We start from the raw sequence: 22549 nt of genomic DNA, 5'->3' as shown, positions 1-22549 counted from the left end.
CAAGCAGCCACCCAGACACGAGGAGCCGCAGCTGATGTCCAACGAAGAGAAGTTCCTCGACTACCTCAAGCGCGCGACCGCCGACCTCCGGCAGACCCGGCGCAGGCTCCGCGAGGTCGAGGACAAGGCGCAGGAACCGATCGCCGTCATCGGCATCGGCTGCCGCTTCCCCGGTGGCGTCAGCAGTCCCGAGCAGCTGTGGGACCTCGTCGCCTCCGGCGCCGACGCCGTCGGCGGCCTGCCGGCCAACCGCGGCTGGGTCACCGAGGGCCTCTACGACCCCGACCCGGACCGGCACGGCAAGAGCTACACCGTGGACGGCGGGTTCCTCTACGAGGCGGGGGAGTTCGACCCCGGCTTCTTCGGGATCAGCCCGCGCGAGGCGCTGGCCATGGACCCGCAGCAGCGGCTGGTGCTGGAGACCGCGTGGGAGGCCGTCGAGCGCGCCGGGATCGACCCGCTGTCGCTGAAGGGCAGCTCCACCGGCACCTTCGTCGGCTGCAACTACCACGACTACAGCCCGACCCTGGAGAACGCGCCGGAGGGCTCGGAGGGGCACCTGCTGACCGGGACCGCCTCCAGCGTGATGTCCGGCCGCGTCTCCTACACCCTCGGTCTCGAAGGACCGGCGGTCACCGTGGACACGGCGTGCTCGTCGTCGCTGGTGACCCTGCACCTCGCGGTTCAGGCGCTGCGCACCGGGGAGTGCTCGCTGGCGCTCGCCGGTGGTGTCGCGATCATGATGAACCTCGGTTCGTTCGTCGCGTTCAGCCGTCAGCGCGCGCTGGCCAAGGACGGGCGCTGCAAGGCGTTCTCCGACGACGCCGACGGGTTCGGCATGGGGGAGGGCGTCGGCCTGGTGCTGCTGGAGCGGCTCTCCGACGCGCGGCGCAACGGTCACGAGGTCCTCGCGGTCGTGCGGGGTTCGGCGATCAACCAGGACGGCGCGTCCAACGGCCTGACCGCGCCGAACGGTCCGTCGCAGCAGCGCGTGATCCGGCAGGCGTTGTCCAACGCCCGCCTGTCCGCCGGGCAGGTCGACGCGGTGGAGGCGCACGGCACCGGCACCTCGCTGGGTGACCCGATCGAGGCGCAGGCGCTGCTGGCCACCTACGGGCAGGGGCGTCCCTCCGACCGTCCACTGTGGATCGGATCGGTGAAGTCCAACATCGGCCACGCCCAGGCCGCCGCGGGCGTCGCGGGTGTGATCAAGATGGTGATGGCGCTGCGCAACGGAGTGCTGCCGCGGACGCTGCACGTGAGCAGTCCGAGCTCGCACGTGGACTGGTCCTCCGGCGCGGTCTCGCTGCTGACCGAGGCGCGGGAGTGGGAGACCGGGGACGAGCCGCGTCGCGCGGGTGTCTCCGCCTTCGGCATCAGCGGCACCAACGTGCACCTGATCCTGGAGCAGGCGACCGAAGCGCCCGTCGAGGAGCAGGCCGACCCCGAGCAGGAGCCGGTGGTCGTCGAGGAGGCCACCCGGCCGGCCGTGCGCGCCGACGTGCTGCCGTGGGTGCTCTCCGGTGCCACGCCGGAGGCCCTGCGCGCGCAGGCGGGCCGCCTGTTGTCCTTTGTGGACGGCCAGGAGCACGCGCTCGCCGATGTGGGTAGCTCGCTCGCGACCGGCCGTGCCTCGCTCGACCGGCGGGCCGTCGTGCTGGCGGCGGAGCGGGCCGGGTTCATAGACGGCCTCGGCGCGCTGTCCCGGGACGAGGCCGCGCCGAACCTGGTGACCGGCTCCGCCCAGGACGCCGACCGGGTCGTCTTCGTCTTCCCCGGGCAGGGTTCGCAGTGGGTCGGGATGGCTCTGGAACTGCTCGACACCGCTCCGGCCTTCGCCGACCGGCTGCGCGAGTGCGCGACAGCGCTGGAGTCGTATGTGGACTGGTCGCTGCTGGACGTGCTGCGTGACGCCGAGGCCATGGATCGGGTTGACGTGGTGCAGCCCGCGCTGTGGGCGGTGATGGTGTCGCTGGCCGAGCTGTGGCGGTCCTTCGGGGTCGAGCCGTCTGCTGTGGTGGGTCACTCGCAGGGCGAGATCGCCGCCGCTGCCGTCTCCGGGGCACTGTCCCTTGAGGACGCCGCGAAGGTCGTCGCCCTGCGCAGCAAGGCGATCCTGGACATCGCCGGTCGCGGTGGGATGGTCTCGATCGCGCTGCCGCTTGAGCAGGTCGAGCAGCGCATCGCGCAGTGGGACGGACGGGTCTCCGTCGCCGCCGTCAACGGCCCCGCCGCCGTCGTGGTCTCCGGTGACTCGCAGGCCCTGGTGGAGCTGGTCGCGGCCTGTGAGGCGGACGAGGTCCGCGCGCGGACGATCCCGGTGGACTACGCCTCGCACTCCGCGCACGTCGAGGCGCTCAAGGACAAGCTCGCGACCGTGCTCGCGGGGATCACGCCGCGGGCGTCGGAGGTGCCCTTCTTCTCCACGGTCACCGGCGACTGGCTGGACACCACGGAGATGGACGCCGACTACTGGTACCGCAACCTGCGGCAGACGGTGCGCTTGGAGGCCGCGACGCGCTCGTTGGTGGAGCAGGGATTCGGCGCGTTCGTCGAGGCCAGCGCGCACCCCGTGCTGACCATGGCCGTGCAGGACACCGCGGAGGCCACCGGAACACCGGTCGTGGCCGTGGGCTCGCTGCGCCGGGACGAGGGCGACCTGACCCGCTTCCTCACCTCGCTGGCCGAGGCGTACACGCGGGGCGTGCGGGTGGACTGGTCCCCGGTGTTCCCCGACGCCGGTCGCGTCGATCTGCCCACCTACGCCTTCCAGCGGCAGCACTACTGGCTGGAGCAGCCCGCATCAGCCTCCGCTGCCGCTGAGGGCACGGCCGACGCGGAGTTCTGGGCGGCGGTGGACAGCGGCGACCTCGACGCTCTCGCCGGGTCGCTGAACCTCGCTGACGACGTCGAGCGCTCGTCGCTGACCGCGCTGCTGCCCGCGCTGTCCCGATGGCACCGCCAGCGCCTCGACCAGTCCATTGTGGACGCATGGCGCTACCGGGTCGGCTGGAAGCCGGTGTCGGTCACGTCCACGCCCCTCGCGGGAACTTGGCTGGTCGTCGGGGACGGCGGGACGCACCCGTGGGGCACCGTCGCCCCGCTGGCGTTGCAGCGCAACGGGGCGCAGGTCCTGCGCGTCGAAGTGGACGCGTCGGCCGACCGCGCCGCCGTTGCCGCCGCGGTGCGCGCCGCGACCGGTGACCAAGACGTCGCCGGGGTGCTCTCGCTGGCCGGGCTCGACGATCGGCCTTCGGCCCTGGCCGCGACGCTGGCGCTGGTCCAGGCGCTCGGCGACGCCGGACTCGAAGCTCCACTGTGGACGGTCACGAGGGGTGCGGTCTCGGTCGGCCGCTCCGACCGGCTCGACCACCCCGGCCTCGCCGCGCTGTGGGGACTCGGCCGGGTCGCCGCGATGGAGCTGCCCAGCCGCTGGGGCGGCCTGGTCGACCTGCCGGAGGTCGCCGACGAGCGCGCGGCCGACCGGTTCGTCGCCGTGCTCGCCGGAGCCGGTGACGAGGACCAGCTCGCCGTCCGCGCCCAGGGCGTCTTCGCCCGCAGGCTGGTTCGCGCGCCGCTGGCCGACGCCGCCCCCGGGCGCGGGTGGACCCCGCGCGGCACCACCCTGATCACCGGCGGGACCGGTTCCGTCGCGGCGCACCTCGCGCGGTCCCTCGCCGAGGACGGCGCGCAGCACCTGGTGCTGGCCGGTCGCCGTGGCCCGGACGCGCCCGGTGCCGCCGAGCTGCGAGCGGAGCTGGAGTCCCTCGGCGCGCGGGTGACCCTGGCCGCCTGCGACGTCACCGACCGCGACGCCGTCGCCGGGCTCATCGCGTCGATCTCCGCGGAGCTCCCGCTCACCTCGGTGTTCCACGCCGCAGGTGTGCTCGACGACGCGGTGCTCGACGACCTCACCCCGCAGCGGCTGGACGCGGTCACCCGCACCAAGGTCGATGCCGCCCGGCACCTCGCGGAGCTGACCGCCGGGCTCGACCTGTCCGCGTTCGTGCTGTTCTCCTCCTTCGCCGGCACGCTGCCCAACGTCGGCCAGGGCAACTACGCCGCGGCCAACGCGGTGCTGGACGCGCTCGCCGAGCAGCGCGCGGCGGCCGGGTTGCCCGCGACCTCCGTGGCGTGGGGCTCCTGGGGCAGCGGCGGTCTGGTCACCGACGAGGTGGGGGAGCGGATGCGCCGCGACGGCGTCCCGCCGATGGACCCCGGCCTCGCGATCTCCGCGCTGCGCCAGGCGATCGAGCACGACGAGACCTTCCTCGCCGTGGTGGACATCGACTGGGAGCGCTTCGCCCCCGGCGTGGTCGCCGCCCGGCCCTGCCCGCTGATCGGCGACCTGCCGGAGGCCGTGCGCGCGCTGTCCAGCCCGGCGTCCGGGCTCGGTGAGTCCACAGAGGACACATCGTTCGCGGCTCGGCTGGCCGGCCGGTCCTCGGCGGAGCGGGACCGGGCGCTGCTGGAGCTGGTGCGCGTCAACGCCGCCGCCGTGCTCGGCCACACCGGCACCGACGAGGTCCCCGCCGACCGCGCGTTCCGCGAGCTCGGCTTCGACTCGCTGATCTCGGTGGAGCTGCGCAACCGGCTCGCGTCGGCGACCGGGCTCCGGCTCACCGCGACCCTGGCCTTCGACCACCCCACGCCCGCGGTCCTGGCCCGCCACCTGGGCTCGGAGCTGTTCGGCGCGGACGAGGCGGCCCCGGCGGCGGTGACCACCGGGACCTCGGTGACCGAGGACGAGCCGATCGCGATCGTCGCGATGAGCTGCCGCTACCCCGGGGGCGTCGAGTCGCCGGAGGACCTGTGGCGGCTGGTGTCCACGGGCACCGACGCGATGGGCGAGTTCCCGGAGGGCCGGGGCTGGAACGTCGAGCGGCTCTACCACCCGGACCCCGACCACCCGGGCACGACCTACGTCCGGCAGGGCGGGTTCCTGCACGACGCCGACAAGTTCGACCCAGCTTTCTTCGGGATCTCCCCGCGCGAGGCGCTGGCCATGGACCCGCAGCAGCGGCTGCTGCTGGAGGGCACCTGGGAGACCTTCGAGCGCGCGGGGATCGACCCCTCGGTGCTGCGCGGTTCCCGGACCGGGGTGTTCATCGGCTCCAACGGCCAGGAGTACGCGACCAACCTGGAACGCGTGCCGGACGGCCTTGAGGGCTACATGCTCACCGGCAGCAACGCCGCCGTGGTCTCCGGCCGCATCTCCTACGTCTTCGGCCTGGAGGGACCGGCGGTCACCGTGGACACGGCGTGCTCGTCGTCGCTGGTGGCGCTGCACCTCGCGGCCCAGGCCCTGCGCAACGGCGAGTGCGACATGGCGCTGACCGGCGGTGTGACCGTGATGGTCACCCCCAGGGCGTTCGTGGAGTTCAGCCGTCAGCGCGGCATGGCCCCGGACGGGCGGTGCAAGGCGTTCGCGGCGGGCGCGGACGGCACCGGCTGGGGCGACGGCATCGGCCTGCTGCTGCTGGAGCGGTTCTCCGACGCGCGGCGCAACGGTCACGAGGTCCTCGCGGTCGTGCGGGGTTCGGCGATCAACCAGGACGGTGCCTCCAACGGCCTGACCGCGCCGAACGGCCCGGCACAGCAGCGGGTCATCCGTCAGGCGCTCGCCAACGCCGGTCTGTCCACTTCGGACGTCGACGCGGTCGAAGCGCATGGGACGGGCACCTCGCTCGGTGACCCGATCGAGGCGCAGGCGCTGCTGGCGACCTACGGCCAGGACCGCGACGACCCGCTGTGGCTGGGCTCGATCAAGTCCAACATCGGCCACACCCAGGCCGCGGCCGGGGTCGCCGGTGTGATCAAGATGGTGGAGGCGATGCGACACGGTGTGCTGCCGCCGACGCTGCACGTCGACGCCCCGACGCCGGAGGTGGACTGGTCGGCGGGTTCGGTGTCGCTGCTGACCTCGGCGGTGGACTGGCCGGAGCGGGACCGCCCGCGCCGCGCCGGTGTCTCCTCCTTCGGCGTGAGCGGCACCAACGCGCACACGATCATCGAACAGGCGCCGCCCGCCGACGCCGAGCCCGTCGTGGAGGTCTCGCGCGGCGGTGCGCTGCCGTGGGTGCTCTCCGCCAAGGGGGAGCAGTCCCTGTTCGTCCAGGCGCAGCGGTTGCTGTCGTTCGTCGAGGAGCGGCCGGAGCTGGCTCCCGCCGACGTCGCGTACTCGCTGGCCACCTCGCGCTCCGCGCTCGAACAGCGCGCCGTGGTCGTCGGCGAGGACCGGGAGGACCTCCTCGCCGGGCTGACCGCCCTCGCCGAGGGGCGCTCGGCGGCCAACCTGGTTCGCGGCAGCGCCCGCGAGGGCGGGATCGCGTTCATGTTCTCCGGCCAGGGTTCGCAGCGCGCGGGCATGGCGGCCGGGCTCTACGCCGCCGAACCGGTCTTCGCCGACGCCTTCGACGAGGTCTGCGCGCACCTGGACCAGCACCTGGACCGGCCGCTGCGCGAGGTGATGTTCGCCGAGGCGGGCAGCGCGGACGCGGCGTTGCTCGACAGCACGGACTACACCCAGCCCGCGCTGTTCGCCATCGAGGTCGCGTTGTACCGGCTCGTCCGGAGCTGGGGCGTCACCCCCGACTACCTGCTCGGCCACTCGATCGGCGAGATCGCCGCCGCGCACGTCGCCGGGGTGTTCACCCTGGAGGACGCCGCGACGCTGGTGACCGCGCGGGGCCGGTTGATGCGGGCGCTGCCGGAAGGCGGCGCGATGGTCGCGGTCCAGGCCGCCGAGGAGGAGGTCTGGCCGCTGCTCACCGGTCGCGAGCACGAGGTCGGCGTCGCCGCGGTGAACGGCCCGCTGTCCACCGTGCTCTCCGGCTCGGAGGCAGCGGTCCTGGACCTCGCCGAGCACTGGAAGTCCTTGGGGCGCAAGACCAAGCGGCTCCAGGTCAGCCACGCCTTCCACTCCCCGCTGATGGACGGCATGCTCGCCGACTTCGAGCGGGTCGCGAAGGGGCTGGCCTACTCCGAGCCGACCGTGGAGATCGTGTCCAACGTGACCGGCGAGCTGATCGGCGCCGAGCAGCTGTGCTCCCCGGAGTACTGGGTGGGCCACGTCCGCCGGGCAGTCCGGTTCCACAACGGCGTCCAGCACCTGCACGGGCTCGGCGTCACCACCTTCGTCGAGCTCGGGCCGGGCGGAGTGCTCTCCGCGATGGCGCAGGACAGCCTCGCCGAGCGGACCGACACCGCCGTGGTGGTGCCGGTGCTGCGCGCCGACCGCGAGGAGTCGCGGGCCGTCGTCACGGCCCTGGCCCAGTTGCACGCCAACGGGATCGCCGTCGACTGGGACGCGGTGTTCCAGGGCAGGGGCGGTCGTCGGGTGGACCTGCCGACCTATGCCTTCCTGCGGCAGCGGTTCTGGCTGGAGGACGACGCGTCCGTCGGCGACGTCACCTCCGCCGGTCTCGGCGCGGCCGACCACCCGCTGCTGGGCGCGGCGGTCCCGCTGGCCGCTGGGGACGGGCTCTTGCTCACCGGCCGCCTCGGCCTGGACACCCACCCGTGGCTGGCCGACCACGCCGTCATGGACACGGTCCTGTTGCCAGGAACGGCTTTCGTGGAGCTGGCGATCCGCGCGGGCGACCAGATCGAGTGCGACCGGGTCGAGGAGCTGACGCTGTCGGCCCCGCTGGTGCTGCCCGCCGCTCCGGCCGGTGTGCAGATCCAGCTCGTCGTCGGCGCGGCCGACGCGGGCGAACGCCGCTCGCTGACCGTCTACTCGCGACCCGAGGACGCCCCGGCCGAGCTGCCGTGGACCCAGCACGCCACCGGCTGGCTGGCCTCGGGCGCGGTGAACGAGCCCTTCACGCTGGCGGCGTGGCCGCCCACCGACGCGCAACCGCTTGACGTGGAAGGGTTCTACGCCGGTCTCGGGGACGCCGGGTACGGCTACGGCCCGGTGTTCCAGGGGCTGCGCGCGGCGTGGCGCTCCGGGGACGACGTCTACGCCGAGGTGGAGCTGCCCGAGCGGAACCGGGACGGCGCGGACCGCTTCGGCCTGCACCCGGCGCTGCTGGACGCCGCCCTCCAGGCGGTCGGGTTCCTGCCCGGCCTCGGCTCTGGCACCGCCCGGCTGCCGTTCGCGTGGACCGATGTCTCACTGCACGCCAGTGGGGCGACCGCGCTTCGCGTGCACCTGTCCCCGCGCGGCGAGGAGTCGGTCTCGGTGCGGGTCACCGACGCCGCAGGAGCCGCGGTGGCCTCGGTCGAGGAGCTGGTGCTGCGGCCGGTGACCGGGGACCAGGTGCGCTCGCGCGGCAGCGACTCGCTGTTCCGGATGGAGTGGGCCACCGTGGCATCGGCCCCGGCTCGCGCCGGTGACTGGGCCGTTGTCGGCGTGGACACCCTGGAGCTCGGAGTCCCCGACTACGAGGACGTTCCCGCGCTCCTCGCCGCACTCGACACGGGAACGGCCGTGCCAGAGGCGGTCTTCGCCCGAATTGGATCCACTGTGGACGGTGAGGTGCCCGGTGCGGTCCGCGCCGCGGTCACCGAGGCGCTGGTGCTGGTCCAGCAGTGGCTGGCCGAGCCGCGACTGGAGTCCTCGAAGCTGGTGCTGGTCACCAGGGGAGCGGTCACGGCAGCGCCCGCGCTCGCCCCGGTGTGGGGCCTGGTCCGCTCGGCGCAGTCGGAGAACCCGGACCGGATCGTGCTGATCGACCTGGACGAGGACGAGGAGTCCCGCAGGGCGCTGCCGAGCGCGCTCGCCTCGGCCGAGCCCGAGCTGGCCATCCGCTCCGGCGAACTGCGGGCCCGCAGGCTGGCCAGGGTCACCGAGGTGGCCGAGGACGGTCCACAGTGGAACGAACAGGGCACGGTGCTGGTCACCGGAGCGACCGGAACGCTCGGGGCCCTGGTGTCGCGGCACCTGGTGACCGGGCGCGGCATGCGGCACCTGGTGCTCACCAGCCGTCGCGGCGCGGACGCCCCAGGAACCGCCGAGCTGAAGGCGGAGCTGGAAGCCCTTGGCGCACAGGTGACCCTGGCCGCGTGCGACGCCGCCGACCGGGAGGCGCTCGCGGCGGTGCTCGCGGCGATCCCGGCGGAGCACCCGCTGACCGCCGTGGTGCACACGGCGGGCGTCACCGACGACGGCGCTGTCGTCTCGCTCACCCCGGAGCGGGTGGACGGCGTGCTGCGGGCGAAGGTCGACGCGGGCTGGAACCTGCACGAGCTGACCAAGGACCTCGACCTGGCCGCCTTCGTGCTGTACTCCTCGGCCGCCGGTGTGCTCGGCGGGTTCGGTCAGGCGAACTACGCGGCGGGCAACGCCTTCCTCGACGCGCTCGCCGAGCTGCGCCGGGAACAGGGGCTCGTGGCCACATCGCTGGTGTGGGGCCTGTGGGCGGAGACCAGCGGCATGACCGGGGTGCTCGCCGACGCCGACCGGCAGCGCATCGAGCGCTCCGGCCTGGTCCCGATGTCCACGGAGGACGCGCTCGCGCTCTTCGACGCCGCGTGCGCGGTCGAGGACGCGGTGCTCGCGCCGATCAGCCTGAACCTCGCCGCGCTGCGGGAGGAGGCCGCCTCCGGCGGTCTCGCCGCCGCGCTGCGCGGGATCGTCCGGGCCCCGGCCCGCCGGGCGGCGGGCAGCGCCAGCGGCACGACGACGCTGCGCCAGCGGCTGGCGGCCATGGCCGAGCAGGAGCGCGGCGGCTTCGTGCTCCAGTTCGTGCGCGAGCACGTCGCCCAGGTCCTCGGCCACACCGGCGCGGCGGAGATCGAGGAGCGCAGGGAGTTCCTCGAACTCGGGTTCGACTCGCTGACCTCGGTGGAGCTGCGCAACCGGCTGGTCGGGGAGACCGCGCTGCGGCTGCCCGCGACGCTGGTCTTCGACTACCCCAACCCGGCGGCGCTCGCGGAGTACCTGCTGACCGAGCTGACCACGGACTCCGGCCCCCGGTCGGCGGCCACCGTCCAGGTCGCCGAGGTCGAGCAGGAGTCCACCGGCACGCTCAGCTCGCTGTTCGTGGAGAGCGTGCAGGCCGGCACGTTCCCGGCGTTCATGAAGCTGCTCAACGCCGCGTCGGAGTTCCGGCCGGTCTTCACCGAGGAGACCGAGTCCGAGCACGTCCCGCAGCCGGTCCGGCTGGCACGGGGCGACGGCGGGCCGACGCTGTTCTGCCTGACCTCCTACATCGGCCGGTCCGGGGCGCACGAGTACGCGCGCTTCGCGGGCTCGTTCCGGGGGGAGCGCGACGTGCTCGCCCTGCGGCAGCCCGGCTACGCGCGCGGCGAGCTGCTGCCGCCGACGGCGGACGCGGTGGCGCGGGTGCAGGCCGAGGCGATCCGGCGGGCCGTCGACGACGAGCCGTTCGTGCTGGCGGGGTACTCCTCCGGCGGCCTGATCGCGCAGCGCGTCGTGCACGAGCTGGAGAAGCTCGGCCTGACGCCCGCCGGCCTGGTCATGGTCGACAGCTACGCGCTGGAGGACGAGAACGGGATGAAGGCGATGAGCCGCTTCATCGACACCATGATGGACACGATGATGGTGGAGATGGAGGGGGTCCGCGGCGAGCGGGACATCTGGGGCGAGGCGTGGCTGACCTCGATGGGCCACTACTCGCAGCTGGACTGGAGCCTGCGCGAGATCAGCGCGCCCACGCTGCTGGTGCGGCCCTCCGAGCCGATGCTGGAGTGGAACGAGCCGACCGACTGGCGGGCCTGCCTGCCGTACCCGCACGAGGTCGCGGAGGTCTCCGGCAACCACTTCACGATGATGGGCGACTACGCGCACGAGGTCGCCGAGGTCATCAAGGACTGGGCGGCCGGGCTCTGACCATCGCCTGACGGCACCGGCCGTGGTTCGCCACGGCCGGTGCCGTTGTCGTGCGGTCAGCCGCTCGGCGTGGCGAGCACGCCGCCCTCCAGCGTCCTGATGATCGACTCCAGCGCGGCGTGCCTGGCCATGCCGCCGTCGTTGACCGCGTCCACGCCCGCGTGGACCACCCACCACAGCACCCGGCTGATCCAGTCGGTGCTCAGCCGCTCGTCGAAGCAGCCCTCGGCCCGGCCCCGCTCGATCAGCTGCCGGACGGGGGCCTCGACCGCGTCCAGCGCCCCGGCCAGGTCGTCGTTCTGCTCGGTGGTCGACTCCCCGACCAGCAGCGCCAGGATCGGGCTGAGCTCGAAGTACGCCTGGACGACCCGGCGCAGCGCCTCGGCGGGCGTGCCCTTGTCCAGCTCGGCAGCCTCGATCCCCGACCGCAGCCGCTCCACCGAGTCCGCCATGATCGCCGAGAGCAGCTCCGAGCGTTCGGGGAAGTACCGGTGCAGCGTGCTGCGTCCGACGTTGGCCGCCTCGGCGACCTCCGCGAGCGAGGCGGTGGGGCGGGCGGCGAGCAGGACGATCGCGGCGTCGACGATCGCCCGCCGCGTCCGGCTCCTGCTGCCCGATTCCTGGGTCCGCGTGCTCGTCATGCTCCCACTCTAACCCTTTTGATCTTCAGAGAAGGACGTCACACGCCAAGAATGGGACAGTGATGTCTCATCCTGATACTGTTGAGTCCGAAAGATGGATACAACACTCTCAAAGGGGGTCGGTCGCGATGACGGAAACGAGTCCGCCGCCGCGCGCCAACTGGGGCAACGTGCGGGTGCTGTGGGCCTTCGTCCGGCCGCACCGGGGGGCGCTGCTGCTCGGCCTGCTGCTGGCACTGGGCACCACCGGAGCCACACTGGCTGCACCGCTGGTCACCAAGACGGTGCTGGACGGCCTCGCGGTGTCGGCCCCGGTCAGCGGGCCGCTGACGCTGCTGGTCACGCTGCTGGTGCTGGGGTCGCTGCTGGCGCTGGGCCAGTGGCTGCTCCTGGGCAGGCTCGCCGAGCGCATCGTGCTCGACGCCCGCACCTCGATGGTCCGGCGGCTGTTCCGCATCCGGGTCGGCGAGCTGTCCGGCCGCTCCAGCGGTGAGCTGGTCACCCGCGTCACCTCGGACACCGTGCTGCTGCGCGAGGCCGCGGCCTCCAGCGTCGTCGACCTGGTCAACGGCACGGTGATGCTGGTCGGCGCGCTGGTGCTGATGGGAACGCTGGACTGGGTGCTGCTGGCCACCACGATCGGCGTGCTCGCCGCGGTGGGGATCGGCGTCGCGCTGCTGCTGCCCTCGATGGCGCTCGCGCAGCGCAAGGCCCAGGCCGCGGTCGGCCGCCTCGGCGGTGTGCTGGAGGGGGCGTTGCGCGCGATCCGCACCGTCAAGTCCAGCCGCGCCGAGGGCAGGGAGAGCGACCGCGTGCTCATGGAGGCGCGGGAGTCCAACCGGCAGAGCGTGCGCGCGGTGCGCATCCGCGCCTTCGCCTGGACGGTGGCCGGGTTCGGCCTCCAGTTGGCGATCCTGATCATCCTGGCGCTCGGCGCGTGGCGGGTGAGCACCGGCGCGCTCGCCGTCTCCGGCCTCGTCGCCTTCCTGCTCTACGCCTTCCAGGTGATGGACCCGGTGAACACGCTGACCCAGTCGGTGACCCACCTCCAGTCCGGCATCGCCGCCGCCGCGCGCATCCGCGAGGTGGAGGGCCTGGCCACCGAGGACGCCGACGAGACCAGCTCCACCAAGACCGCGGGGGTGACCCCGATCGGCGAGCGCGCCTCGGCGGCCGTGCTGTCCTTCCACGACGTCACCGCCCGGCACGCGCCGGGTGGCCCGCCCGCGCTGGACGGCGTGACCCTGGACATCGCCAGGACCGGGCACACCGCCTTCGTCGGCCCCTCCGGCGCGGGCAAGACGACGATGTTCTCGCTGATGCTGCGCTTCCTGCGGCCGGAGCACGGGGAGATCACCCTCGACGGCGTCCCCTTCGGACAGTGGTCGATCGAGGACGTGCGCAGACGGATCGTCTACGTGGAGCAGGACACCCCGCTGCTGCCGGGGACCCTGCGGGAGAACCTGCTCTACACCCACGCCGACGCCGACGAGGACGCGATCTGGGCGGCGCTGCGCGCGGTCCGGCTCGACGAGCGGGTCCGGCGGCTGGAGCACGGCCTGGACACCCAGCTCTCCGGCGCCGCGATCTCCGGCGGGGAGCGGCAGCGGATCGCGCTGGCCCGCGCGCTGGTGACCGAGCCGGAGATCCTGTTGCTGGACGAGGCGACCGCGCAGCTGGACGGGCTCACCGAGTCCGCGGTGCACGAGGTGATCCGGGGAGTGGCACGCAAGGGCGCGGTGCTGACCATCGCGCACCGACTGTCCACAGTGGTCGACGCGGACAAGATCGTGGTGCTGGACAAGGGAAGGTGCCGGGCGAGCGGGACCCACGAGGAGCTGCTCCGCACCGACGAGCTCTACCGCGACCTCGTCGCGGCGCTGCGCATCTCACTTCCCGCATAGCGGAGGGGCGGGGTCACGGCTGGTGAGCCGTGACCCCGTTCCCGTCAGACCACCGCGCCGGAGTGGTCGCGCTTGCGGCTCGGCTGCGAGGAGTAGTGCGACTTCTTCTTCCCGCGCCGCTTGCCCGCGCCCGGCCACCGCTTGTCCAGCAGCACCGCGACCGGCGCCGCCGTGACGATGGTCGACGTGGTGCCCGCGATCAGGCCGAGCAGCATCGCCAGCGCGAAGTCCTCCAGCGAGCCGCCGCCGAGCACCAGCAGCGCGGCCAGCACGAACAGCACACCGATACCGGTGTTCACCGTGCGTGGCAGGGTCTGCAGCACCGCGGCGCTGCTGACCCTGGCGAAGCTCTCCTTCGGCCGCAGCCCGCGCAGCTCGCGCACCCGGTCGAAGACCACGACGGAGTCGTTGACCGAGTAGCCGATCACCGTGAGGATCGAGGCGAGGAACACCGCGTCGAGCGTCTTGTCCATCCACGCGAACGCGCCGAGCACGATCAGCACGTCGGCGGCCAGCGCGGCCACGGTCGCCAGGCCGAGCCGCCAGTCGAAGCGGAACGCCAGGTAGGCCAGCTGCGCCAGGACCGCGAGCAGCAGCGCGATCACCGCGTTGTTGCGCAGCTCGTCGCCGAGGCTCGGGCCGATCTTCTCGTCACGGATCTGCTCGGCCTTGCCCGCCGCCTTCGCGACCGCGTCCCGGATCGCCCCGGTCTCCTCGGTCGGCTCGGTGCGCACCGACACCGCGTTCTCACCCGATGCCTGCACGATGGCGCGCGGGAAACCCGCGTCGCTGACGGCGCTGCGGATCTTCTCCACGTCGGCGGCCGCGCCGGTGGAGTACTCCAGCACGCGTCCGCCGGTGAACTCCACGCCGAGGTTGAGCCCGCGCACGAACACGCCCGCGAAGACCAGCACGAGCACCGCCATCGAGGCGATCAGCCAGCGGCCCGCGCGGTCGTAGAGCTTGGGGTCGCGCTCCTCCAGCTTGCGCCGCACGATGCCGTGGTGGGTGAGGCCGGTGAGCTTGTGGTGCTTGACGAACGGCCCGCGGACGGCCAGGAACAGCAGCGCCCGCGTCAGCACCAGGGTGGCGAACATGGCGCCGAGCACACCGATGGTCAGCGTGACGCCGAAGCCCTTGACCGGGCCGGTCGCCAACCAGAACAGCAGGCCCGCCGCGAGCAGCGTGGTGATGTTGGAGTCCACGATCGCCGAGAGCGCGTTGCCGAAGCCGTTGTCGATGGCCTTGGGCAGCGTCTGCTTCCTGGTGCCGAGGAACTCCTCCCTGGTGCGTTCGAAGACCAGCACCGTGGAGTCGACGGCCATACCGATCGCCAGCACCAGGCCGGCGAGGCCGGGCAGCGTCAGCGTGGCGCCGATGAACAGCAGCATGGCGTAGGACAGCGCGGAGTAGCCGACGAGCGCGATCACCGAGATCAGCCCGGCGAAGCGGTAGACCACGATCAGGAACAGCGCGGTCAGCGCCAGGCCGATGATCCCGGCCTCCACGCTGGCCTGGATGGCGTCGGCGCCGAGGGTCGGGCCGACGGTCCGCTGCTCGATGATCTCCACCGGCACCGGCAGCGCGCCCGCCTTGATCAGCAGCGACAGCTCGGTCGCCTCCTGGTTGCTGAACTTGCCGGTGATCTGCGTCGAGCCGCCGAGGATGCCGACGTTGCAGTTCACCGAGGGGTTGACCTCGGGAGCTGAGATGATCTTGTCGTCCAGCGCGATGGCGACGCGGCGGGCGGGGCTGCCCACCGGCGCGCACGCGGCCTGGCCGGTGAGCTTGGCCCACGCCGAGCCGCCCGCCGACTGGAAGTTGATCGACACGACGTAGCCGGGGCCGTCCTGGCCCATGCCCGCCGAGGCGTCCGCGACGCCCTCGCCGGTCAGCGCGGTGGGGCCGAGCAGCAGCTGCTCGCCCTCGGTGGTGGCGAGCACCTTCTGCCCGGCTGGCGGCTGCTGCGGCGGGGTGCCCGGCGGCAGCGAGCTGATCACCGGGTGGAAGGTCAGCTGCGCGGTGCGGCCGATGACCTCGATGGCCTGGCGCGGGTCCTGAACGCCGGGCAGCTCGACGATGATCCGGTTCTCGCCGGAGCGGGCCAGCGTCGGCTCGGCGACCCCGAGCTGGTCGACGCGGCGGCGCAGCACCTCCAGGGTGCGGTCGGTGGTCTCGGCATCCGCCTTCGCCGTGGCGGAGTCGTTGGCCTGCAACACGATCTGGGTGCCGCCGCGCAGGTCGAGACCGAGGCGCGGGGCGGTGGTGAGCACGAGGTAGAGGGACGCGGCGAGGACGGCGAGGGCGATGAACACCCTCGCGACGGGTCCCCGCTGCGCGCGTTGGCGCGACATTGGGTAAGCCTCCGAGTGAACCCGGCTGTCTACAGTGGACAGGGGTATGTGCGGGCCGGTGCGGCCCGATGACGTTTCTCGCTCAGAGGTCGGCGGGCGGTGCCCGTGAACCGACCGGCGTCACCGGTGCGGCGACGTCGCCGAGCAGGGCGTCCTGCGGCGCGAACCCCAGCGGGGCCAGCGGCGCGGGCACCGGCTCGGCGGGCGGCAGCAGCGCGAGCAGCACCGGGCCGACGGCGAAGTAGCCGCGCACCGGGACCGCGTAGGCGTGCTGGCGGCCGCGCAGCGTCGGGCTCGGGTGGGCGAGCTCGGAGACGACGTGGCGAGCGTGGTGGTCGGTGTCGTCGGCCGCCGCGGCGTTGACGGGGGAGGCCAGGCCGAGAGCGGCCAGCGCGGCGAGCATGACCAGCAGCGTCGACAGCCACGGCCGTCGCATCGCGCTCGTCCCGGTCACGCCACTGTGCCCTTTCCCGTTCGCATTCCCGTTCGCATCCGGCTTCGCGGCACAGCGTAGCGGGCTACGTCACAAGGTGTCTCCGGCCATCCGGGGTTCCTTGTCCACAGAGAACGGAGTAAAGGACCCCGCCGAGCAACGCGCGCCACCGCTCACCTCCCGGCTCGCCGCAGGTCGGCGATCCTGGCCTTTCCCTTGCGCGGCAAGAAGAAGTCGGTGAGCGCGATGCTCGCCGACGGGCTCAACCGCACCAGGGCGGTTCAGCGGGTGGGGTCAGGAACCGGTGTCGTGCGGGCGAAGCGCGTGCCAGCGAGGCCGAGGAGCACGGGCTCGGAGAACGTCAGGGTGCCGTCGGTGTCCACGGTGTAGCCGAGCGTGACGTCCCTGGGGTCCGACTCCCGCTCCTCGACCTCGTGGACGGTGTTCTTCTCGTCGTCGAGAGACCACGTGCCGGAGAGACAGACACCGAAGCGCAGGTTCAGGCTGTTCTCGGTGCTGGTCCAGGTGAAGCGGTGCACCAGGAAGCTCCCCGACCAGCTCACCCAGTACAGCCAGCCCGTGCCGTCTTCGCGGAGGCTCAGCTCCGCGTTCTCCACCGCGTGCGGGTCCAGGACGCCGTCGGACCAGTAACCGAGCACGGAGGTCATGGCGGGATTGTGCCCACGCGCACGCCGACGCGGTACTTCGGGGTGGCGTGTCCACAGCGGACTGCCACGCACCGGCCTCAGCGGCGTGAGCGCCCGCGTCAGGCGACGACGTCGGCGCGGGACTTGTCGAGCACGTCGGCCAGCGCGGTGAGCACCGGGGCGAAGCGCTGGTAGCTGCACGGGGTCTCGGCCGCCCACTCGTGGACCTGGCCCGCGCGCACCGCCGGGTGGCGGGACCACGTCGGGATCGCGTTGAGCTCGCTGCGCGGGATCGCCGTGGCCGCGCGGCTGTCGACCAGGATCACGTCCGCCTGGTACCGCTCGGCCTGCTCCCAGCTCAGCGCCTCGAACGCCGGGTCGGGAGCGGCCGGCGCGACCACGTCCACGCCCAGCTCGCGGAAGAGGCGGAGGTCGCCGTGGTAGGCGGGGGTGGCGATGTAGAGCTTGTCCTTGGTGGCGCTGACCGCGAGGACCTTGAGGCCCGGCTTGGCCTTCGCGGACTCGGACAGGCGGGTGGCCGCCTTGTCGAAGGCCGCCTTGGCCCCGGTGATCGCCGGGGTGCGGATGTCCGCGCCCAGGGCCTCCGCGAGCGTGATGTAGGCCTCGATGCTGGCGCGGACGGAGCGGCCGTCCTGCCGGATGCCGACGACGGGGGAGAGGGTCTCGATGGTCGGCGTGGACTCCTTGGGCACGTACCAGAGCTGGTCGCCGTAGAGCACCGTCACCATCAGGTCCGGCCGCAGCGTGGCGTACTTGTCCAGGTTGAGCTCGCCGAAGGTCGTGCCGAGCGACTGCGTCGCCGCCAGGTCGATGTTGCCGACCATGACCTCGGCCGAGCCGTCGGGGCGCTTCTGCGGGCCGAACACGCCGACCGGCCTGATGCCGAGGTCCCACAGGGCCGCGGCGGCGGTGATCTGGGCGACGATCTTCTGCGGCCGCGCCGGGCGCCCGGCCTTCGCGCCGCGGTCGTCGGTGAACTCCCAGGCGGTTCCGGTGGCCGCGCCGCTGCCGCCGCCGCACGCGCTCAGGAGCCCGCTCAGCGCGAGCAGCCCGGTGGCGCCCAGGAAACCGCGTCGTGAGGTGGTCATGGTCGTTCCTTCCGCATCGAACGGGTACTTAAGCGCCGCGCCGGTTCATCCTGGCCAGCAGCCACAACAGGACAGGGGCGCCGATGACGCCCGTGATCACGCCGACCGGCAGCTCGCCGGAGGGCAGGACGGTGCGGGCGAGGAGGTCGCTCAGCAGCACCACGACCGCGCCGACCAGCCCGGAGGTCAGCAGCGGCGGACCGGAGGAGCGCACCAGCCGCAGCGCGATCTGCGGCGCGAGCAGCGCCACGAACGCGACCGGTCCGGCCGCCGCCGTCGCGAAGGACACCAGGCCGACGCCGACCGCCATGACCGCCAGCCGGGCGCGCTGCACCGGCACGCCCAGCCCGCGCGCGGCGTCCTCGCCGAGCTCAAGACCCGCCAGCCACCTGCCGAGCAGCAGGGCGGCGGGAACCAGCACCAGCAGCGCGAGCCCCAGCGGGTGGACGTGGCCCCAGGTGCGACCGCTGAGGCTGCCGATCAGCCACACGACCGCTTGCTGCGCCTGGAAGACCCCGACCTTGAGCAACAGGTAGTCGGTGACGCTGCCGCACAGCGCCGCCATACCGATGCCGACGAGCACGATGCGGTAGCCGGTGGTGCCGCGCTTCCACGACAACGCGACGACGATCGCGGAGACCACGCACCCGCCGAGCACGGCCATCGCGGGCAGCCCGAGCCCGAGCCCGGCGCCCGCACTGGTCAGCAGCGCCGCGACGGCGAAGGTGTTGGCGCCCTCGGTCACGCCGATCACGTCCGGGCTGGCGAGCGGGTTGCGGGCGAGGGACTGGAAGAGCGCGCCGCCGATCCCGAATGCGACGCCGATCAGCAGGCCGACCAGCGCGCGCGGCAGCCGGATCTCGTTGATCACCAGCAGGGCCGCCGGATCGCCCGCGCCGAGCAGGCCCGCCGCCACCTCCGGCACCGTCAGCGGGAAGTCGCCGATCGTGATCTCCAGGCACAGCAGCACGAAAGCGCTCACCGCGAGGGTGAGGCAGACCAGCACCGTCCTGGGGTGCACCCGTGTCCTCACTACAGCTCCGAGATCCGCTGGCGGCGGACGAGGGCGATGAAGAACGGCGCGCCCAGGAAGGCGACGACGATCCCGACGTGCAGTTCGTCCGGATGGGACACGACCCGGCCGAGCACGTCGGCGGCGAGCAGCAGCGCGGGCGCGAGCACGGCGGAGTAGGCGAGCACCCAGCGGTGGTCCGGCCCGCAGATCGCCCGCGCCACGTGCGGGACCACCAGGCCGACGAAAGCGATCGGCCCGCACACCGCGACCCCGGCCCCGGCGAGCAGCGTGACCGCGACGACCCCGGCCCCCCGGACCAGGCCGACCCGCTGGCCGAGGCCGCGCGCGGTGTCCTCGCCGAGCGCGAGCAGGTTCATCCCCGGGGTGACGGCGGCCGCGAGCAGCGCGCCGGCCGCGAGGAACGGCAGCACCTGGAGCAGCGTCGCCGGGTCCTGGCCGCTGAGCGCGCCGACCGACCAGAACCGGTAGCGCTCCAGGGTGGCGGCGTCGGAGAGCAGCAGGCTCGTGGTCAGCGAGCCGATCATCGCGCTCACCCCGGCCCCGGCCAGTGCGAGCTTGGTCGGTGTCGGCCCGCCCGAGCCCGTGCTGCCGAGCGCGAAGACCACCACCGACGCCACGGCCGCGCCCGCGAAGGCGAACCAGATGTAGCCGCTGAGCGAGGTGATGCCGAACACGCCGGTGGACAGCACCACGGCCAGCGAGGCGCCCGCGCTCACCCCGAGCAGTCCGGGGTCGGCCAGCGGGTTGCGGGTCAGGCCCTGCATCAGCGCACCGGCCATGCCCAGCGCCGCGCCCACGGCCAGCCCGAAACCGGTCCTCGGCACCCGCAGGCCCCAGACGATCGTCTCGGCCTGGCCGCCGTCCTGGCTGGTGAGGGCGCTCAGCACGGTGCTCACGCCGAGGTCCTGGCTGCCGACCATGACCGACAGCAGCGCGCACAGCGCCAGACCGGCCAGTGCGAGCACCAGGCCGACGGGCCGGGCGATGCGCCGCCCCCGCGTGGGAGCGTTCTCAGCCGTGGTCACGCGGTGAGGATAGCCATGCCTAAGTTGTGCGGCGTAGCCGCGGCCGGGGAATGTGAGCGAACTACTGGTTCCGCGAGTGCCCCAGCTCCTCGACCAGCCGGGTCGGGATGACCACCACGGGACAGTTGGCCTTGCGCACCACGGCCGCGCTCACCGAGCCGACCAGCGCGGTGACCACGTGCCCGTGACCGTGGCTGCCGAGCACCAGCATCTCCGCGCCCTCTGCCAGCTCGACCAGCCGCGCGCCCGCGAGGCCGGGCTCGACGATCTCCTGCACCGGCACGTGCTCGTAGCCGGGCCGGGCCCGGTCCAGTGCGTCGGTGAGCACCTCGCGGTAGACCCGTGTCTCGTCGTCCATCGGCGTCACCACGGGGATCGGCATGCTCGACGGCGAGATGCCGGGCGGGGTCCAGAAGATCGCCGCTGTCACCGAGGCCTCGCGCAGCGTGGCCTCCTTGAAGGCCCAGCGCAGGGCCTGGACGCTCGGCTCGGAGCCGTCAACGCCGACGACGATGGTGTTCCGACGCGCGCACTCGTTCATGGCGCGGCCTCCCTTCTGACGACGTGCTCTAGCCCTATCACGCCTTCGAGGCCGCCGCAGGGAGGAAGTCGGTCGGTGCCGCTCGTCGGGCAGCGGCGCACCGGCCACAAAGGACAGTTCGGTCCGGGGCCCTGCGGTCGTTTCCGTTTCGTTGGGCAGGGAGGGCCTCGGCCGGTGAAGCCGCTCGTGTTCCGGTCGGCATTCCGGCTCGCGGCGAGCGATCACCGCTTACGGTTGCGGGTGGCTGCGCCCCGACCCGGCGGTCGGCGGCAGGGCCTGGTGCGGAGACGACCTTGATGTGAGAATCGTTCGGGTTTAGCGGAGGGTGTGGTGATGGCGGCAGAGGCGAGCGCCGATGTGATCGTGGTCGGGGCGGGACTGGCCGGGCTGGTGGCCACGGCCGAGCTCGCCGACGCCGGGCGGAAGGTGCTGCTGCTGGACCAGGAGCCGCCCGCCTCCCTCGGCGGCCAGGCGTTCTGGTCCTTCGGCGGGCTGTTCTTCGTCGACTCCCCGGAGCAGCGGCGGATGCGCGTGCGCGACTCCCGCGAGCTCGCCATGCAGGACTGGCTCGGCACGGCGGGCTTCGACCGCGACGAGGACCACTGGCCGCGCCGCTGGGCCGAGGCGTACGTGGACTTCGCCTCGGGTGAGAAGCGCGCGTGGCTGCGCCAGCAGGGGATGAAGTTCTTCCCCGTCGTCGGCTGGGCCGAGCGCGGCGGCTACGACGCCACCGGCCACGGCAACTCCGTGCCCCGCTTCCACGTCACCTGGGGCACCGGCCCCGGCGTGGTCGAACCGTTCCTGCGCCGGGTCCGCGCGGCCGTCGACCGGGGCCTGGTGACCCTGAAGAGCCGCCACCGCGTCGACGAGCTGACCGTCACCGGCGGTGTCGTCGACGGAGTGCGCGGCCAGGTCCTCGAACACAGCGACGCCGCGCGCGGCGAGAAGAGCTCCCGTGTCGAGGTGCGGCCCTTCGAGTTCTCCGCGCAGGCCGTTGTCGTCACCTCCGGCGGCATCGGCGGCAACCACGACCTGGTGCGCCGCAACTGGCCGGCGCGGCTGGGCACGCCGCCGGAGCACATGCTCTCCGGGGTGCCCGCGCACGTGGACGGCCGGATGCTCGGTATCACCGAGAAGGCGGGCGGCAACGCCATCAACGGCGACCGGATGTGGCACTACACCGAGGGAATCCAGAACTGGGACCCGATCTGGCCGATGCACGGCATCCGCATCCTGCCCGGCCCGTCCTCGCTGTGGCTGGACGCGCGCGGCAAGCGGCTGCCGGTGCCGCTGTTCCCCGGCTTCGACACCCTGGGCACGCTGGAGCACATCATGCGCGGCGGCCACGAGCACACGTGGTTCGTGCTCACCCAGAAGATCATCGAGAAGGAGTTCGCGCTCTCCGGCTCGGAGCAGAACCCCGACCTCACCGGCCGCAGCGTCCGCCAGGTGCTGAGCAGGGCACTGCCCGGCGCGCCCGGCCCGGTCGAGGCGTTCAAGCGGCACGGCGCGGACTTCATCGTCGAGAACGACCTCGCCACGCTGATCCGCCGGATGAACGAGCTCACCCCGGAACCGCTGCTGGACCCCGAGCTGGTGGAGCGGGAGATCCGCGCCCGCGACCGCGAGATCCTCAACCCGTTCACCAAGGACCTCCAGATCACGGCGCTGCGCGGGGCCAGGAACTACCTGGGGGACAAGCTGATCCGCGTCGCCGCCCCGCACCGGCTGCTCGACCCCAAGGCGGGCCCGCTGATCGCGGTGCGGCTGTCGATCATCACGCGCAAGAGCCTCGGCGGCCTGGAGACCGACCTCGACGGCCGGGTGCTCCAGTCCAGCGGCGAGCCGTTGCCCGGCGTGTACGCGGCGGGTGAGGTCTCCGGCTTCGGTGGCGGCGGGATGCACGGCTACCGCGCGCTCGAAGGCACCTTCCTCGGCGGCTGCATCTTCTCCGGCCGCGTGGCCGGGCGAGCCGCCGCCGCGGCCACCGCCTAGCTCGTGCCCTACAGGTGGCACCACCTCCCCCCGGCACCTTCACCCCCCCCGGCACCCTCCCCCCCC

At 73.0% G+C, this 22549-nt stretch carries 10 protein-coding genes and 1 pseudogene; 3 read left to right on the top strand and 8 right to left on the bottom strand.

The window, feature by feature from the left end:
- Positions 1-46 precede the first annotated feature (46 nt).
- Positions 47-10798 (top strand): annotated as a pseudogene (locus ACFFQA_RS07230) (type I polyketide synthase); the annotation flags it as partial.
- A gap of 56 nt (positions 10799-10854) precedes the next feature.
- On the opposite strand, the gene ACFFQA_RS07225 reads toward ACFFQA_RS07230, so the two are convergent.
- Positions 10855-11439 carry a TetR/AcrR family transcriptional regulator gene (locus tag ACFFQA_RS07225; protein WP_377850880.1) on the bottom strand — a complete coding sequence of 195 codons (585 nt, stop codon included), beginning with the start codon at positions 11437-11439 and terminating at the stop codon, positions 10855-10857.
- Positions 11440-11567: 128 nt separating this feature from the next.
- On the opposite strand from ACFFQA_RS07225, the gene ACFFQA_RS07220 reads away from it, so the two are divergent.
- A complete protein-coding gene (locus ACFFQA_RS07220) occupies positions 11568-13343 on the top strand; it encodes an ABC transporter ATP-binding protein (protein WP_377850879.1) in 1776 nt (591 codons plus the stop codon).
- Between the two features lie 44 nt (positions 13344-13387).
- Here ACFFQA_RS07220 and secD read toward each other — a convergent pair whose 3' ends face one another.
- The 7 genes from secD to ACFFQA_RS07185 all read right to left on the bottom strand — a co-directional run bounded on the left by secD (position 13388) and on the right by ACFFQA_RS07185 (position 20488).
- Positions 13388-15697: a protein translocase subunit SecD gene (gene secD / locus ACFFQA_RS07215; protein ID WP_377850878.1), complete on the bottom strand. Its 2310-nt coding sequence runs from the start codon at positions 15695-15697 to the stop codon at positions 13388-13390.
- A gap of 82 nt (positions 15698-15779) precedes the next feature.
- Entirely contained in the window at positions 15780-16151 is a 372-nt protein-coding gene (locus ACFFQA_RS07210; RefSeq protein WP_377850877.1) for a hypothetical protein, read from the bottom strand.
- 260 nt (positions 16152-16411) lie between these two features.
- Positions 16412-16798: a hypothetical protein gene (locus ACFFQA_RS07205; RefSeq protein WP_377850876.1), complete on the bottom strand. Its 387-nt coding sequence runs from the start codon at positions 16796-16798 to the stop codon at positions 16412-16414.
- 98 nt (positions 16799-16896) lie between these two features.
- Entirely contained in the window at positions 16897-17886 is a 990-nt protein-coding gene (locus tag ACFFQA_RS07200) for an ABC transporter substrate-binding protein (protein ID WP_377850875.1), read from the bottom strand.
- A gap of 28 nt (positions 17887-17914) precedes the next feature.
- Entirely contained in the window at positions 17915-18919 is a 1005-nt protein-coding gene (locus ACFFQA_RS07195; protein ID WP_377850874.1) for a FecCD family ABC transporter permease, read from the bottom strand.
- Positions 18919-19947 carry a FecCD family ABC transporter permease gene (locus ACFFQA_RS07190; RefSeq protein ID WP_377850873.1) on the bottom strand — a complete coding sequence of 343 codons (1029 nt, stop codon included), beginning with the start codon at positions 19945-19947 and terminating at the stop codon, positions 18919-18921. The genes ACFFQA_RS07195 and ACFFQA_RS07190 overlap by 1 nt, the downstream gene beginning before the upstream one ends.
- Positions 19948-20008: 61 nt before the next feature.
- Complete coding sequence (locus tag ACFFQA_RS07185) at positions 20009-20488, bottom strand: universal stress protein (RefSeq protein WP_377850872.1); 480 nt, start codon at positions 20486-20488, stop codon at positions 20009-20011.
- 333 nt (positions 20489-20821) lie between these two features.
- On the opposite strand from ACFFQA_RS07185, the gene ACFFQA_RS07180 reads away from it, so the two are divergent.
- A complete protein-coding gene (locus ACFFQA_RS07180) occupies positions 20822-22483 on the top strand; it encodes an FAD-binding dehydrogenase (RefSeq protein ID WP_377850871.1) in 1662 nt (553 codons plus the stop codon).
- Positions 22484-22549 lie beyond the last annotated feature (66 nt).

It is taken from the genome of Allokutzneria oryzae, from assembly GCF_042429765.1.
In the GTDB taxonomy this organism is placed as follows: domain Bacteria; phylum Actinomycetota; class Actinomycetes; order Mycobacteriales; family Pseudonocardiaceae; genus Allokutzneria; species Allokutzneria oryzae.
The sequence above is the reverse complement of the archived record's forward strand: the minus strand, read 5'-3'. Positions and strand labels throughout refer to the sequence as shown.